Annotated in this window: 16 protein-coding genes; 11 read left to right on the forward strand and 5 right to left on the reverse strand. The window is 66.4% G+C overall.

The features are described 5' to 3' along the window. Positions 1–2 precede the first annotated feature (2 nt). The 4 genes from plsX to ATE67_RS12340 all read left to right on the forward strand — a co-directional run bounded on the left by plsX (position 3) and on the right by ATE67_RS12340 (position 2859). Complete coding sequence (gene plsX / locus ATE67_RS12325; protein WP_058816958.1) at positions 3–1037, forward strand: phosphate acyltransferase PlsX; 1035 nt, start codon at positions 3–5, stop codon at positions 1035–1037. After that, positions 1034–1999: a beta-ketoacyl-ACP synthase III gene (locus ATE67_RS12330; RefSeq protein WP_058816959.1), complete on the forward strand. Its 966-nt coding sequence runs from the start codon at positions 1034–1036 to the stop codon at positions 1997–1999. The genes plsX and ATE67_RS12330 overlap by 4 nt, the downstream gene beginning before the upstream one ends. A 150-nt stretch (positions 2000–2149) precedes the next feature. Then, entirely contained in the window at positions 2150–2443 is a 294-nt protein-coding gene (locus ATE67_RS12335; protein WP_058816960.1) for an integration host factor subunit alpha, read from the forward strand. Between the two features lie 26 nt (positions 2444–2469). Further along, on the forward strand, positions 2470–2859 hold the full coding sequence (locus ATE67_RS12340; protein ID WP_058816961.1) for a MerR family transcriptional regulator: 390 nt from the start codon (positions 2470–2472) through the stop codon (positions 2857–2859). An 83-nt stretch (positions 2860–2942) separates the two neighbouring features. Here the strand turns inward: ATE67_RS12340 and ATE67_RS12345 are convergent, their stop codons facing one another. The 4 genes from ATE67_RS12345 to ATE67_RS12360 all read right to left on the reverse strand — a co-directional run bounded on the left by ATE67_RS12345 (position 2943) and on the right by ATE67_RS12360 (position 7073). Next, entirely contained in the window at positions 2943–3494 is a 552-nt protein-coding gene (locus ATE67_RS12345) for a SixA phosphatase family protein (RefSeq protein ID WP_058816962.1), read from the reverse strand. A gap of 57 nt (positions 3495–3551) precedes the next feature. Next, positions 3552–6281, reverse strand: a complete 2730-nt coding sequence (locus ATE67_RS12350) for an ATP-dependent DNA helicase (RefSeq protein WP_058816963.1) — start codon at positions 6279–6281, stop codon at positions 3552–3554. 9 nt (positions 6282–6290) lie between these two features. Beyond that, positions 6291–6635: a GIY-YIG nuclease family protein gene (locus tag ATE67_RS12355; RefSeq protein ID WP_197411942.1), complete on the reverse strand. Its 345-nt coding sequence runs from the start codon at positions 6633–6635 to the stop codon at positions 6291–6293. A gap of 69 nt (positions 6636–6704) precedes the next feature. Beyond that, complete coding sequence (locus ATE67_RS12360; RefSeq protein WP_058816964.1) at positions 6705–7073, reverse strand: PilZ domain-containing protein; 369 nt, start codon at positions 7071–7073, stop codon at positions 6705–6707. 330 nt (positions 7074–7403) lie between these two features. Here ATE67_RS12360 and ATE67_RS12365 point away from each other — a divergent pair, with 330 nt between their 5' ends. From ATE67_RS12365 to ATE67_RS12390, 6 genes are all read left to right on the forward strand, one after another. Beyond that, positions 7404–9005 (forward strand): lysine--tRNA ligase, encoded by a 1602-nt coding sequence (locus tag ATE67_RS12365; RefSeq protein ID WP_058817096.1) that lies wholly within the window; start codon positions 7404–7406, stop codon positions 9003–9005. An 11-nt stretch (positions 9006–9016) separates the two neighbouring features. Then, on the forward strand, positions 9017–9502 hold the full coding sequence (locus ATE67_RS12370; protein ID WP_058816965.1) for a DUF3291 domain-containing protein: 486 nt from the start codon (positions 9017–9019) through the stop codon (positions 9500–9502). Next, positions 9499–9984, forward strand: a complete 486-nt coding sequence (locus ATE67_RS12375; protein WP_058817097.1) for an asparaginase domain-containing protein — start codon at positions 9499–9501, stop codon at positions 9982–9984. Before ATE67_RS12370 ends, ATE67_RS12375 begins: the two co-directional genes overlap by 4 nt. Positions 9985–10069: 85 nt before the next feature. Further along, complete coding sequence (bufA2, locus tag ATE67_RS12380) at positions 10070–10354, forward strand: BufA2 family periplasmic bufferin-type metallophore (protein ID WP_058816966.1); 285 nt, start codon at positions 10070–10072, stop codon at positions 10352–10354. Between the two features lie 161 nt (positions 10355–10515). After that, positions 10516–11361, forward strand: coding sequence for an MNIO family bufferin maturase (bufB, locus tag ATE67_RS12385; RefSeq protein ID WP_058816967.1), 846 nt, complete (start codon positions 10516–10518; stop codon positions 11359–11361). Continuing rightward, complete coding sequence (locus ATE67_RS12390; RefSeq protein ID WP_058816968.1) at positions 11354–12124, forward strand: HvfC/BufC family peptide modification chaperone; 771 nt, start codon at positions 11354–11356, stop codon at positions 12122–12124. The genes bufB and ATE67_RS12390 overlap by 8 nt, the downstream gene beginning before the upstream one ends. Here ATE67_RS12390 and ATE67_RS12395 read toward each other — a convergent pair. Continuing rightward, the gene (locus ATE67_RS12395; protein ID WP_058816969.1) at positions 12121–13164 is read right to left on the reverse strand and encodes a fatty acid desaturase family protein; all 1044 of its coding nucleotides are present in this window, start codon (positions 13162–13164) and stop codon (positions 12121–12123) included. The two genes, ATE67_RS12390 and ATE67_RS12395, sit on opposite strands and share 4 nt — an antisense overlap. A gap of 213 nt (positions 13165–13377) precedes the next feature. Between ATE67_RS12395 and ATE67_RS12400 the strand changes: the two genes are divergently transcribed. Further along, positions 13378–15957 (forward strand): EAL domain-containing protein, encoded by a 2580-nt coding sequence (locus tag ATE67_RS12400; RefSeq protein WP_231728145.1) that lies wholly within the window; start codon positions 13378–13380, stop codon positions 15955–15957. Position 15958 lies beyond the last annotated feature (1 nt).

Below are 15958 nucleotides of genomic sequence, written 5' to 3' on the forward strand. Positions count from 1 at the left end.
GGATGAGCCTGACACCGCGAATCGCGATCGATGCGATGGGCGGTGACGTCGGCGTGCGCATGATGCTCGCCGGCGCCGCGATGGCGCGCCACAAGCACGACGGTCTCCGTTTTCTGCTCGTCGGCGACGAGGTGCAGATCAAGGCTGCGCTGGAAAACCACCCGAACCTGCGCGCCGCTTCGGACATCATCCACACCGACGGCGTCGTGACCGGCGAGGACAAGCCCAGCCAGGCGATCCGCAAGGCGAAAACCACCTCGATGGGGCTCGCGATCGACGCGGTGAAGCGCGGCGATGCGGGCGGCGCCGTGTCGGCGGGCAACACCGGCGCGCTGATGGCGATGGCCAAGCTGGCGCTGCGCACCATGCCGGGGATCGACCGGCCGGCCCTTGCGGCGCTGCTGCCGACGCTCGGCGACAATGATGTCGTGATGCTCGACCTTGGCGCCAACACCGATTGCGACGCCAACAATCTCGTCCAGTTCGCCGTCATGGGCGCCGCCTATGCGCGCACCGCGATGGGCCTGGAGAAGCCGCGGGTCGCGCTGCTCAACATCGGCACCGAGGAGCTGAAGGGCACCGACGAAATCCGCGACGCGGCGGCGATGCTGCGCGGGGCGGAAGGGCTGCCGATGCAGTTCGCGGGCTTCATCGAGGGCGACAAATTGTCGCGCGGCGACGTCGATGTGATCGTCCACGACGGCTTTTCGGGCAATATCGCGCTCAAGACGATCGAGGGGACGGCGCGCTTCGTCACCGACCTGCTGCGCCGCGCCTTCACCTCGTCCACGCGCTCGAAGATCGGCTTCCTGATCTCGCGCCCGGCGACCGAGCTGCTGCGGCATCATCTCGACCCGAACAATCACAATGGCGCGGTGTTCCTCGGCCTCAACGGCGTGGTGCTGAAGAGCCACGGCAGCGCCGATGCGAAGGGGGTCGCGAACTGCGTCCACCTCTGCGCCGAACTCATCGAAAAGGACATTACGCGTCAGGTGACCGAGGATCTCGCGAATTTCCGCAGCGGCGACGCGGCATGACCTTACGCGCGATTCTGGCCGGCACCGGCTCGGCGCTGCCGCGCACCCGCGTTTCCAATGCCGAACTGGCGACACGCGTCGATACCAGCGACGAGTGGATCGTCGAGCGCACCGGCATCCGCTTTCGTCATATCGCCGAGCCCGACGAGACGACCGCGACGCTGGGCGCCGACGCCGCGAAGCAGGCGCTGGCCGCGGCCGGGCTCCAGCCATCGGACATCGGCCTGATCATCGTCGCCACCGCGACCCCCGACAACACCTTCCCGGCCAGCGCGACCAAGGTGCAGGCGATCCTCGGTGCGCCCGACTGCATCGCCTTCGACGTCGCCGCGGTCTGCTCTGGCTTTCTCTATGCGGTGTCGGTCGCCGACTCGATGCTGCGCACGGGCGCGGCGAAGCACGCGCTCGTCATCGGCAGCGAGACCTTCAGCCGCATCCTCGACTGGGAAGACCGCACGACCTGCGTCCTGTTCGGCGACGGCGCGGGCGCGGTGGTGCTGTCGGCCGAAGAGGTCGCGGACGATCGCGGCATCCTGGCGACGCGCCTCCACGCCGAGGGCAAATATACGGACATGCTCTACGTCGACGGCGGTCCCTCGACGACCGGCACCGTCGGCCATGTCCGCATGCAAGGCCGCGAAGTGTTCCGCCATGCCGTCACCAATCTGGCGAGCGTGCTGGGTGAGGTGATGGCCGACGTCGGGCTGTCGGCCGAGGATATCGACTGGGTCGTTCCGCATCAGGCGAACAAGCGCATCATCGACGCGACCGCCAAAAAGCTGGGCTTGCCGGCCGAACGCGTTGTGCTGACGGTCGACCAGCATGCCAATACGTCGGCGGCCTCGGTGCCGCTCGCGCTCGATCTTGCGGTCCGCGACGGGCGCATCAAGCGCGGCGACCTGGTCGTGCTCGAGGCGATGGGCGGGGGCTTTACCTGGGGCGCCGCGGTCCTTCGCATCTGATCCTTCGCTCCGGCGCTTTAACTTCTCCGGCCATCCTTTTCAGTTTGGCGGATTTATTCGCTTTTGTTACAAAGGCGCACGGGACTCGTGACGGTGGGGGCCTTCCGGGAACCTTTTGGTGCATCCGCTTCTGGAGGGGAAGGGAACAACATGGCAGCAGGGACGCTTACGCGTGCGGATATCGCAGCAAAGATCAATCAGCAGATCGGTCTGTCGCGCAACGAGTCGGCGACGATCGTCGAATCTATTCTGGACCATATGTCCGACGCGCTGGCGGGTGGGCAGAATGTGAAGATTTCGGGCTTCGGCACCTTCGTGCTGCGCGACAAGGCGCAGCGGATCGGCCGCAATCCCAAGACCGGCATTGAGGTGCCGATCCTGCCGCGGCGGGTGATGACCTTCCGCGCCAGCCAGACGATGCGCGCGCGCGTCGCCGGCAAATAATCCGGGCCTGTCTCGGGGGTTTGGATATGTCGGATTTCGATAACGATGGCGACGGCGGCAAGTCCGCCGGCGCGATGCTGTCGATTGGCGAACTGGCCGACCGCATCGGCGTGCCCACGCATGTGCTGCGCTATTGGGAAACGCGCTTTCCGCAGCTCCGCCCGCTCCAGCGGTCGGGGCGGCGGCGCTATTACCGCGCCGAGGATGTCGCGCTCACCGAGCATATTCACCATCTGCTGCATGTGAAAGGCTATACGGTCGAGGGCGCGCGCAAGGCGCTGTCGGAAACGAATGGCGCAGGAAAGGGCGCGCCGGTGGCGCCTGCGGCCGCGGCGCCCGTTGTCGCTGCGGCGCACGGTGTACCGGTGGAGGCGCTGGTTGCGCTGCGTCAGCGGCTCGCGGCGGCGCTGAACTGATCAGCTGTTAGCGACCGGTTGCGGGCATCTTCTGCGAATTTGGGATAGGAAGCGTCCGTTCCAACTCCCAATCGACGATCCCGTTAATCGTCGTCCATCGCCGGCCCCAGCGCCGGGTCGAGGTCGCGCGGGCGGATGAAATCCACAATCCGTGCCATATTGACCTCCAGCTCGCGCCAGTCGGCGATGTCGATCTCCAGCCGGACGAGCGCCGACGTCGGCAGCTTTTCCTCGACCTTTTCGCGCAGATCCCCGCCGCCATCCTGCGGCACCAGCATCAGCGCCAGATCCTCGAGACCGGGATTATGGCCCGAGATCAGCAGGTTATCGGCATCGCTGCCCATGTCGTGGATGACATCGATCAGCGTCGCCGCCGAAGCGAGGTAGATGCGCCGGTCCCAATGCGGCTCCAGATCGTCGAGGTTCGCCGCGGGCTGGAAGATGTCGAGCGTCTCGGTCACCCGCACTGCGGGCGAGGCGATGATGCGGTCGATCGGAAAGGCCTGGCGCTTCACATATTGGCCGATGATTTCGGCGCCGCGGCGGCCGCGGGCGTTGATCGGCCGGTCGAAATCGCGCTCGACCTGTACGTCCCAGCCCGACTTCGCGTGCCGCAGGATGGTCAAAGTCTTCAAGATCGCTCCCCGCGTTGCCTTATCATCCCCTCGGTCGAAACGCTCTGTGCCGCAAAGTTAGGGCGGTGAAAAGGCGGGAAAGGCGCTTTTTCTTTGTGCGACATTCGCCGCAGCGACATGATTTACCGCCTCGTCGAGCGGCAGGCGGCGGATCGGCGTGCCTTCGGGAAAGGCGCCGAGCAGCCGCGACGGGAAGCTGGGCGAGAGCATCACGAACTGGCCGAAATCGTCGGCGCGGCGGATCAGGCGGCCGAACGCCTGCCCGATGCGCGCGCGGATGACGCTGTCGTCATAGGCGCCGCCGCCCTGTGCGGCGCGGCGTGCGGCGTGGAGGATTGTCGGGCGCGGCCAGGGCACGCCCTCCATCACCACGAGCCTTAGCGAGTCGCCGGGCACGTCGACGCCGTCGCGGAGCGCATCGGTGCCGAGCAGCGAGGCTTGCGGGTCGGCGCGGAAGATGTCGACCAGCGTGCCGGTGTCCAGCGGATCGACATGCTGGGCATAGAGCGGTAGCCCGGCGCGCGCGAGCCGGTCGGCGATGCGCGCGTGGACGATGCGCAGCCGCCGGATCGCGCTGAACAGCCCGAGCGCGCCGCCGCCCGCCGCCTCGATCAGCCGGCTGTATGCGCCAGCGAGCGCGGGCAGGTCGCCGCGCGCGATGTCGGTGACGATCAGCACCTCGGACCGGCGCGCGTAATCGAACGGGCTGGGCACTGCGAAATGCTGGACGCCGCCGTCCATGTGGCGCGCGCCGGTGCGGATGTCGGCGTCGGTCCAGCCGCTTCCGCTACGCAGCGTGGCGGAGGTGACGAGCACACCCTGCGCGGGGCGATAGACGATGTCGGCAACCGGGCGGGCGGGGTCGAGCCAATGGCGATGCAGTCCCATATCGAACTCGCGCCCGTCGAAGCGGTCGACCGCGAGCCAGTCGACGAAGTCGGGATCGGCGGGGCCGCCGACGCGCCCGAGCAGCGACAGCCACGCGCCGAGCGTGTCGATCCGCGTGCCGAGACTGTTCCGAGCGCCGTCGACGCGCGCCCGCGCCTGTCCGTCAAGCCAGTCCGGCGGGTCCTCGACCAGCGCGTCGAGCCGCTTGCCGAGCGCGAGCAGCGGGCGCAGCAGCGCCTCGATCGCATCGCTGGCGCCGGCGGCGGCGGCGACCAGTTCGGGATCGGGGTCGGCGAGTTCGGTTTCGAGGCCGTAGCCGCTGTCGGCGGTGCGCGTGTCGACGCTGCGGGCATAGGTCATCGCACGCACCGCGACGAGCAGCCGCTCGATCGCGCCCCAGGGCTCGTTCTCGGATATGCGGCCGAGCCAGCCTTCGCCGGGCAGCTCGCCGGCAGCCTGGATCGCGGCCTGGATCGCCTTGTCGCCCGCCTCGTCATAGCTTGCGACGTCGGCAAGGCGTGCCGCAAGGCCGCGCCGCCGTCCGCGTGACTTGCCTTCGGGGCCCAGCACCCAGCGGCGGATTTCGACCGCTTCCTGCCCGGTCAACGCGGCGGCGAACATGCTGTCGGCGGCGTCCCACAGATGATGGCCTTCGTCGAAGATCAGCCGCGTGGCCGGCGCGCCACCGTCGCGTGGGCGCGCCGCCTGCACCATCGTCAACGCATGGTTGGCGATGACGATGTCGGCCTGCGTCGCGGCGCGCGCCGAGCGCTCGATGAAGCATTTGCGAAAATGCGGGCAGCCCGCATAGATGCACTCGCCGCGCCGGTCGGTGAGCGCGGTGGTGCCGTTGCGGCGGAACAGCGCGGGGAGCCAGCCGGGCAGGTCGCCGCCGACCATGTCGCCATCGCGCGTGTACGCCGCCCAGCGTGCGACGAGTTGCGCCAGGATCGCGGCGCGGCCCGAAAAGCCGCCCTGCAAGGCGTCCTCGAGATTGAGCAGGCAGAGATAATTTTCGCGCCCCTTGCGCACGACCACCTTCTCGCGGTGCGTCGCGGCGTCGGGGTAGAGTTTCTCGGTCTCGCGCGCGAGCTGGCGTTGCAGCGCCTTGGTAAAGGTCGAGATGCAGACCGCGCCCGCCGACTGGTCGATCCATTGCTTGGCGGGGGCGAGGTAGCCCAATGTCTTGCCGATCCCCGTACCGGCCTCGGCGACGAGCATCTGCGGCATGTCGCGGCGCGCGCGCGGGGCGAAGATCGTAGCGGCGGCGCGCGCGTAATCTTGCTGCCCTGCACGCCGCTCGGCGCCGTCACCGGTCAGCCGGTCGAGCCGCGCGCGGACGTCGTCGGGGTTGACCGTCACCTGCCGCGGCTGCGGGCGCGGCGGCACTTCCTCCCATTCGGGCAGCTTCGCGAACAGCCAGCGGTCGGCCTTGTCGGGCGCCCCGAGCCGCGATTGCATGAGCGAAGCCCATGGCCAGCGCTGGCGGCCGAGCGCTTGCAGCCCGTGCCACGCGCCCTCGCGCTCGGGCCAGTCGGGATCGTCGAGGCTGGCGAGCATCGCCGCGGCGGCGAGGCGGAGGAAGGGCGCGATATCCTCCTCGGCCTGCGGCGCTTCGAGCCCGATCGCGGCAGCGAGCCCGGCAGGCGTCGGCACCGCGAAGCGCGCCGGGTAGAGGAAGGCGAAAAGTTCGAGCAGGTCGAGCCCCGACAATTCGGGATAGCCGAGCCGGTCGCCGGTCAGCGTCGCGTTGAGAAGCAGATGGGGTGTTGCGGCCACCGCGGCAATCGCTTCGCCGCGCCCGACGCGCTGCACGCGGCCCTCGGGATCGGCGATCCAGATGCCGACATGGCTTGCGTGGATGGCGGGCAGGGCAAGGGGATCGACGCGGGGGAGCATCGGAATATGCTAGGGACAAAAGAGGAACGCGGCAAGGTGGCTAGGTGCGAAACCAACACCTAATCCGTTTGTCCTGAGCTTGTCGAAGGACCGTTCTTGCCCTTTTTCCCAGTCGCCGCGGATGAGAGCCATTTTCTTGGCGCGGCCCCATCCCTTGATACGGCGCTCCGCCTCCAGAGCCTCAACTCGCGTCGAAAATTCCTGAGACCAGACCAGGACAACAGGGAGCTTGTCGCTCGTGAAGCCGCGAATGCGGCCCGATTCATGCTCGCCTATGCGGCGCGGCAGATTTTCGGTGTGGCCGGTGTAGAATGCTCCGCCGCGGCAATGGAGGATATAGGCCCAGAAGCTCATTGCGGCCAATAAAGAGAAAGAACGGCCCTTCGACAAGCTCAGGGCGAACGGAAAAAGAACCGCTTTGGATTAGCTCAACCCGCGGCGTCCGAACACCGCGCCGCGCTGGTTCAGGAACGCGGGGGGCGCCTCGGTGGCCGTCGTTCGCCGCCTGTTCCGGAGGGCGTTGTAGAGCGCCCCGTGGGTCAGCTCATAAGGGAAGCGGACGCCCATGCGGTCGATCTCCGACCACATCACGACGGCATAGGTCACTTCGCCGGCATAATGGATTTCGCAGCGCGAGCGCGCGGGCATGCTGGCGCCGTCGATGCGGGCGCCGCCTTCCGACAGGTCGGTGATCTGGCCGTCGATGAAGTTGAGCACGCCATTGACCAGAACGTCGATCGTCACCGGAGTCCGGTTGTGGCTGCGCGCCGTGGGGGAGCGGAAATTCGTCATTCAGGCAGACTAAGCTCAACATGGTAAATTTTCCGGTAACGATAAACCCGCCGCTGACGGCATATTGCCAGCCATCGCGGAGAATGATTTACCCCGCACATGGCCCGGTCGATCACCCTTTACGGCATTGCGGACCGGCGGAACCTCCATGGCGGAATATATCGCGCCGGGCATCGAGGATATGCGGGCATCCGGGAGGTCGTGCGCCGCGCTCGAGTGCACGTGCCCCTCCACCAGCTTCGCTGGTCCCCCTCCCCGTTCCGGGGAGGATCGTAGTCCCGGCGCCCGGTCTTCTTCCCATTCACGCATCTTGCCGCTATGGCGCGCGCCATGACTGACCTGCACCTTCATCCGTCGCTGCGCGAGCCCGCGCAAACGTCCAAGGCCTGGCCGTTCGAGGAAGCGCGCAAGCTGATCAAACGCTATCCCGACGGCAAGCCCGGCGGCGAAGCGGTGCTGTTCGAGACCGGCTATGGCCCCTCGGGCCTGCCGCATATCGGCACCTTCAACGAAGTGCTCCGCACGACGATGGTCCGCCGCGCCTATGAGGCGCTGACCGGCGGCGCGCCGACGCGCCTCGTCGCGTTCAGCGACGACATGGACGGGCTGCGCAAGGTGCCCGACAATGTGCCGCAGAAGGAGATGCTCGCGGCGCATCTCGGCAAGCCGCTGACCGACATTCCCGATCCGTTCGGAAAATATGAAAGTTTCGCGCATCATAACAATGCGATGCTGCGCGAGTTTCTCGACCGGTTCGGTTTCGACTATGAATTCGTCAGCTCGACCGAGCGTTACAAGTCGGGCGCGTTCGACGAGGCGCTGAAGAATGTCCTGCGTCATAATCAGGATATTCTCGACATCATGTTGCCGACGCTGCGCGCCGAGCGCGCCGCGACCTATTCGCCGATCCTGCCGGTGAGCCCCAAGTCGGGGATCGTGCTGCAGGTGCCGGTGTCGGTGGTCGATGCCGACGCGGGCCTCGTGTCGTTTGAGGATGAGGGTGAGACGATCACGCACAGCATTCTCGGCGGCGGCGCGAAGCTGCAGTGGAAGGTCGACTGGGCGATGCGCTGGGTCGCGCTCGGCGTCGATTACGAGATGTACGGCAAGGACCTGACCGATAGCGGCGTGCAGTCGGGCAAGATCGCGCGCGCGCTGGGCGGGCAGAAGCCCGAGGGGCTGATCTACGAAATGTTCCTCGACGAAAAGGGCGAGAAGATTTCGAAGTCGAAGGGCAATGGCCTGAGCCTCGAGCAATGGCTGAGCTATGGCAGCGAGGAGAGCCTGGCCTTTTTCGCGTATCGCGAGCCCAAGGCGGCGAAGCAGCTCCACATCGGCGTGATCCCCAAGGCGGTCGACGAATATCTGCAGATGCGCGGCAATTATCCGGCGCAGGAGCCCGACAAGAAGCTCGGCAATCCCGTGCACCACGTCCATGTCGCGCGCGGTGAGGATATGCCCTCGGCCGAACTGCCGGTGACCTTCGGGCTGCTGCTCAACCTCGTGGGGGTGATGGGCGCCGACGCGTCGAAGGAGCAGATCTGGCGCTACCTCGGCCAATATGTCGAGGGCGCGAATGCGGAGAGCTATCCCGAGCTCGACCGGCTGATCGACAATGCGATGGCGTATAACCGCGATTATGTCGCGCCGACGCTCAAGCGCCGCAAGCCGCAGGGCGGTGAAGCCGCCGCGCTCGCCGAACTCGACGCGAAGCTCGCGGCGCTGCCCGCCGATGCGTCGGCCGACGACATCCAGAATATCGTGTACGAGATCGGCAAGAACGAAGTCTATGGCTTTGAAAACCTGCGCGACTGGTTCAAGGCGCTTTACGAGACCTTGCTCGGGTCGAGTGCCGGACCGCGCATGGGCAGCTTCATCGCGCTGTTCGGGATCGACAATACGCGGCGGCTGATCGCCGAGGCGCTGGCATAGGGAAGACGGGCATGGCGGCTTACGAACTGGCGCAGATGAACATCGCGCGCTTCCGCCTGCCCGCCGACCATGTCGCGAACCGCGACTTCATGGCGGCGCTCGACGGGGTCAACGCGATCGCCGAGGCGAGCGACGGCTTTATCTGGCGGCTGACCGGCGAGGGCAACGACGCGACCGACGTCGCCGTGACCGACGACCCGCTGGTCATCCCGAACATGTCGGTGTGGCGCGACCTCGATGCGTTGGCCGCCTTTGTCTATCGCCAGCCCGAGCATCTTTCGATCATGCGGCGGCGCAAGGAATGGTTCGACCATATCGCCGTCTATCAGGTGCTCTGGTGGGTGCCCGCGGGCCATCGTCCGACGGTGGTGGAAGGGATGGAACGGCTTGCGATGCTCGAAACGAGCGGGCCGGGTCCCGAAGCCTTCACCTTCAAGCAGCCGTTCGCGGCGCCCGATGGCACGCCGGCCCTGCCGGTTCAGGACGAATGCGCGTGATCGAGATTTTCACCACCGGCGGGACGATCGACAAGGTCTATTTCGATGCTTTGTCGGAATATCAGGTGGGGCCGACCGCGCTGCCCGACCTGCTCCGCGAGAATAATGTCCATATCCCGCACCGCGTGACACAGCTGATGCGCAAGGACAGCCTCGAGTTGACCGACGCGGACCGGGAGACGATCCGCGCCGCGGTGGCGGCAAGCGATGCCTCGCGCATCCTCGTCACCCACGGGACCGACACGATGCCGGTCACCGGGCGGGTCCTTGCGGGGATTGCGGGCAAGACGATCGTGATGACCGGCGCGATGCAGCCCGCATCGGTGCGCGCGAGCGACGCCGAATTCAACGTCGGCTTCGCACTCGCCGCGGTGCAGACGCTGCCGCCGGGTGTCTATATCGCAATGAACGGGATGATCTTCGATCCCGCCACCACGGTGAAGGATCGCGCCGGATCGCGGTTCGTATCGAATCCCGAATAAAGCCGCGCGCGCGTAACCTTTGACCGTTCCCGCCGAATAACAGCGTGGAGGCCATGGAGCCTCACCACTGTCTTCGGAGGATATCATGACCAACAACAAATTCGCGGCCGCCATCGCCGCTTCGGCTACCGCCCTCGCACTTGCCGGCGCAGCCATGGCCGCCCCCGCTCCCGCGGGCAGCTCGGGCGCTGCCATCAGCGCCAAGGACACCGTGCATTGCTATGGCGTAAACAGCTGCAAGGGCACCGCCGACTGCAAGACCGCCTCGCACGAGTGCAAGGGCCAGAACGAATGCAAGGGCCATGGCTTCAAGGCGGTCGCCGCCGGCAAGTGCCTGTCGGACGGCGGCGTCATCGGCGACATCGGCTGATCGTTTCGCTTCCCGGGCCGCGCTTCGTCGCGGCCCGGGAAGAATTCCCTCACGAGCTGCCCCGGCGCCAGCAGCTGCGAAGGTCAGGACTTCAAGCAGCGAGCGGCCGGCAAAGGCCTGATCCACCTGCCAAGTCTTCCCGTTAGGGGGCGAAGGATGACATGACCGAAAGCAAGACCGCGCCGTCGCCGGGTTTCGGCCTTGGCCTCCGCCCCGACCATTATTCCGAATTTCTCGCCCGGCCGCAGCGGGTCGAATGGCTCGAGATCATTTCCGAAAATTACATGGTGCCCGGCGGCAAGCCGCGGGCGATGCTTGACGCGATCCGCGCCGATTATCCGATGGTCATGCACGGCGTGTCGCTGTCGATCGGGTCGGACGAGCCGCTCGACCTGGACTATCTGGCGGAGCTCAAGGCGCTGGAGCGGCGGGTCGAACCCTTGTGGATTTCGGATCATCTCTGCTGGACCGGCATCAACGCCCACAACACGCACGACCTCCTGCCGCTCCCTTATGATGCGCCCGCGCTCGATTGCGTCGTTGATAATATCGCCCGGGTGCAGGACTATCTCGGTCGGCGCATCCTGATCGAGAATCCGTCCTCCTATGTGACCTTCCGCTCGTCGGATCGCAGCGAATGGGATTTCCTCGCCGAAATGGCCGAGCGCGCAGATTGCCTGCTGCTGCTCGACGTCAACAATATCTATGTCAGCGCGCGCAATCACGGCTTCGACCCGCTCGACTATCTCGCAGGGCTTCCCGGCGATCGCATCCAGCAGATCCATCTCGCGGGGCACAGCGACATGGGCGATTATGTTATCGACACGCACGATGCCGACGTCTGCGACGCGGTGTGGGAGCTGTATTCGCAAGCGATCGCGATGTTCGGCCCCGTCGCGACGATGATCGAGCGCGACGACGATATTCCGCCGCTAGGGCAGGTAATCGCCGAACTCGACCGCGCCCGGGCGCTTGCTGAGACCGCGCTGGAGCCGGTGCATGCCTGAAACACTACGCGAGGTTCAGCAGCGATTTCTCGCCGCGATCATCGCGGGCGACGCCGGGGCCGAGGCGCTGATCGTCGACGATGCGCGCGTCGGTGCGCGCAAACGGCTGGGCATCTATCGCAACAATTACCGCGCAAGCCTGATCGGCGTGCTGTCGGATCATTTCGAGCGGCTGCACGCCTATCTGGGCGATGAGCAGTTCGATAATGTCGCAGGCGCCTATTTAGCCGCGAACCCGTCGACGACGCGGAGCCTGCGCTATTATGGCGGCGCGTTTCCCGCATTTCTGGCCCGGCATTTTCCCGGTGACGGCGAACTCGCGGAGCTGGCGGCGATCGACTGGGCGCTGCGCTCCGCGTTCGACGCACCCGATACCCCGGTGCTCGACGCCGCCAGGGTTGGCCAACTCGGGGACGCATGGATCGAGCAGCCGCTAACCCTTCATCCCGCAGCGCAGCTCCTTGCCATGCATTTCAACAGCGCGGCGATCTGGAGCGCGCTCGACGCGGAGCACCATCCGCCCGCGCCAGTGGCGTTCGCCGAGCCGGTGAGCTTGCTCGTCTGGCGCAATTGTCAGCAGACGAAGTTTCGCAGCCTGTCGGTCCCCGAAGCCGCCGCGCTTTCGCTTTTGGCGGGGGGTGCGAGCTTTGCCGCGCTCAGCGCCGATGTGATCGAACGGGTCGGCGAAGCGGCTGCGATGGAAGAGCTGGCTGCCCGGCTGGGCCAGTGGCTTGCCGACGGCGTGCTGGCGCTTGCCGGTTAACCGCGCGCCGTAACCTGCCGCAGCACGGCGGCATAGGTGGGCGCGATCGTCATCGCGTCATGCTTGCCCTGCCGGCCCAGCATCTCATGCACCGCGCGCAGGCGATAGCAGGGGACGCCCATGAACAGATGATGCTCGGCGTGATAATTCACCCAATATGGAGCGACCGTCGCGCGGGCGATCCAGCCCGCATAGGTCGTGCGGGCATGGGTGAACGGATCGTCGCTGCCCGTCGTGGTGCAGGCATGTTCGGCAATGTTGCGGATACGCAGGTAGAGCTGAAAGGTCGTCGCGAGCCCCGCGAGCCAGAGCAAGTACGGCGTCCACCCATAGAGCGCGAGCGACGCGGCGAGCAGCACGGCCTGTATCACGAGGAAACGTCCGACCGCGCGCGTCACCGCCATCGCGCCCGCGACGTCGATCGTCGGTGACGTCATGCCGTCGTCGGACTGCTTGTTGAACGGCGTTCCGGCCCTGGTGCTGGCGCCTTTTGCCTGGGGCCCCTTGTCAGCCTGTTCGCCGCGGCGCATCGCCTGAAGGCCTTTGAGCGCGAATCCGAACTGCGCCGCCCGCTGCTTGACGAACGTCTGCCCGGTCAGATCGCGCAGCGCCTTGCGCCAAAGGCTCGCGCGCGCCGTCGGGAAGGGCTTCGACAGCGACAGGTCGGGATCCTCGGGCTGCTGCGTGAATTTGTGATGCTGCAGGTGATAGGTGCGGTAAGCGATCAGATCCGACCCGACCGCGGCGCCGGTAAGCCATTGGCCGAGGAAATTATTCACCTTTCTATTCGGATGCAGCAGGCCGTGCGCGGCCTCGTGCATCAGGATCGCGAGGCCGAGCTGGCGCCCGCCGACCAGCACGATCGCAAGGAGCCACGCCGCCGGATGGCCGCTCCACGCCGCAAGCCCGACCGCGGCGATGCTGACAATCCACGCATGCGCGACGAGCCAAGGGCCGTGCCAGCGCGATGCGGTGGTGATCGCGCGCCATGCGTCGCGGTCGAAAAAGCGGTCGGGAGGCAACAGGCGCACGGCGGACATGCGCCACCCTAACCCGTTGCGAAGCGAAACCCAACCCCTTCCGTTATGGCACAGAAACGGCGGCATCGGCGGGGCGGCGGTAAGGATTTGGAAACCCCTTCCCGACACAGGATGGCGCCTCGACCAGACGGAAAGATTGAGCGAAATTTGGGGATAAAGCGGAACCTGGCCGGACCGGGAGCGCGCGGCTTGCCGGATAGCGAACCGCTGCTCATGACGCCCCAATTCGTCACCCGCATGATGCGCGTCGCGCAGTTGTGGCACTATGTGCTCATCGCCCGTGCGCTCGCGTTCTTCGCCTTTGCCTTCTTTCCCGGCGTTGACGGATTCCTGGGCCATCCGTCGCAGTGGATCGCGATGGCGGCGGGTCTGGGCTGCGACCTGGTGCTTACGGTGTTCGGCCAGCTTTCGCGGCGTCCGCAGGCGCTTTCCGCCGATCGGGCGCCGATGGCGCTGTCTGTCTGCTTCGCGTTGATCGTCGTCGGGACGATGCTGTCATCGGCCGGCACCTTCGCCGCGGTGGCGGTTCATGACGGGCGCTTCTATTTCGACTCCTTCTCGTCGATCCAGCTTGGCGCGATCCTCGTCGCCGCGTCGGCGGTGGCAATTGCGCGACCGGCTTTCTTTGCCTTCGCCGGCGCGACCGCGGTGGGCGGGGCGATCGGCATCGCGTCCTGGCCCTTCGGTGTCGCGGGACTTGTCTTCCTGGGGCTATTGATCGTGATGATGCGCGAGGATGTCCGGCACCAGCGCCGGGCGACGCGGGCCAAGCGGCTGTCGATCAGCGAGCAGCAGCGCGCGCTCGGTCTGATGCGCGATTTCGAGCGCGCAGGCCGCGGCTGGTTCTGGGAGACCGACCGCAGCGGGTATCTCGTCTATATTTCGCCGACGGTCGCGGCAAAACTCGACCTGCCGATGGCGGAGATTCTCGGTCGGCCTTTCACCGCTATCATCCGCAAGCGCCTCGGCGACGACGACCGTGAGGAGCGCACGCTGGGCTTCAGCCTCTCGTCGCGGACGCCATTCAATGAACTGACGGTGCGCGCGGCGGTGCCGGGCGACGAGCGCTGGTGGTCGATCTCGGGCCACCCGATCAGCGACGAACTCGGCAATTTCCAGGGCTTCCGCGGCAGCGGCACCGACCTGACCGACAAGAAGAGGTCGGAGCGCGAGATCAATCAGCTGGCACGGTACGACACGCTGACCGGCCTCGCGAACCGCCTCCACATCACCGACCTGCTCGAACGCGCGCTCAAGAATCATATGGGCCAAGCACAGCCCTGCGCGCTGCTGCTGATGGACCTCGACCGTTTCAAGCAGGTGAACGACACGCTCGGGCACCCCGTGGGCGACCAGCTGCTCCAGCAGGTCGCGGGGCGGCTGACCCAGATCGTCGGCGACAAGGGGCAGGTCGGACGGCTCGGCGGCGACGAGTTCCAGATCGTGCTGCCGCAGATGACGCAGGCCGAAAAGCTGTCGGGCGTCGCCAACGCCATCATCCTGAGCCTGGCCAAGCCTTTCGCGATCGAGGGCGAGCAGGTGCGGATCGGCTCGTCGATCGGGATTGCCGTGTCGGAGGGCGGCGGCGTGACCTCGTCGGCGCTCGTCCGCAATGCCGACCTTGCCCTGTATGCAGCCAAGGATGCAGGGCGCGGCGTCTATCGCTTCTACGCCGACGCGATGCACAATCAGGCGAGCGAACGAAAGGCGATCGAAGACGCGCTGCGCGACGCGCTCGCGAAGGAGGAGCTCAAATTGCTCTACCAGCCGATCGTGGACGTCGGCAGCGAGCGCATCACCGGCTTCGAGGCGCTGATCCGCTGGCAGCGTGACGGCGGAGAAGCGATCAGCCCGGCAAAATTCATCCCCATCGCCGAGGAATCGAACCTGATCGTTCCGATCGGCGAGTGGATCATCCGCTCGGCGTGCGACGCCATCGCGAAGCTCGGCCCCGGCTACCGCGTCGCGGTCAACGTGTCGCCGCGCCAGTTCGCCAATGAGAAGCTGCCTGCGACGATTCTGAGCGCGGTCGCGGCGGCACGGATCGAACCTGCACAGCTTGAGCTGGAGATCACCGAGGGGGTGTTCCTAGACGAGAGCCCCGAAAATCTCGAAATGTTCCAGAAGCTCAAGCGCACCGGCGTCCGCTTGGCGCTCGACGATTTCGGGACCGGCTATTCGGCGCTCGGCTATCTGAAAAAAGCGCCGTTCGACAAGATCAAGATCGACCAGAGCTTCGTGCTCGGCGCCGCCGATCCCAGCAGCATGAATGCGGCGATCATCTCGTCGATCGTCGGTCTGGCGACCGCGCTCAACATGGAAACGACCGCCGAGGGGGTCGAGACGCACGACGATCTGGCGCTGATCCGCGGGCTGGGGTGCAGCCATGTCCAAGGCTATATCTATGGGCGTCCGATGGACCTGTCCGAGGTGCTCACGCTCCTTGGGGAAGGCGGGGGCCAAGTCGTCGCGCAGGGCTTCAAGAGCGCGCGCGAGCCGCGGGTCCGCACCTTCCGCACGATCCAGATAGAGAGCGGGGGTTACCGCTATGACGCGATCATCCGCAACATGTCGTCGGGCGGGGCGCTGATCGAGGGGTTGTGGAATGTCCCGAGCGGCACGGTGCTGACGCTGGAATTCGCGCCCGAAATCATTCTCGACGCACAAGCGCGCTGGTCCGATAACAATCGCGTCGGCGTCCAGTTCGCGCAGGCGGTCGACATGGCGGCACTTGTCGGTCCACCCGCCGCGAAGGCCAAGCTCCTCCGTCCGCCCGTCGACCGCGCCGCCTGAG

It is taken from the genome of Sphingopyxis sp. H050 (assembly GCF_001468265.1).
Lineage (GTDB): Bacteria > Pseudomonadota > Alphaproteobacteria > Sphingomonadales > Sphingomonadaceae > Sphingopyxis.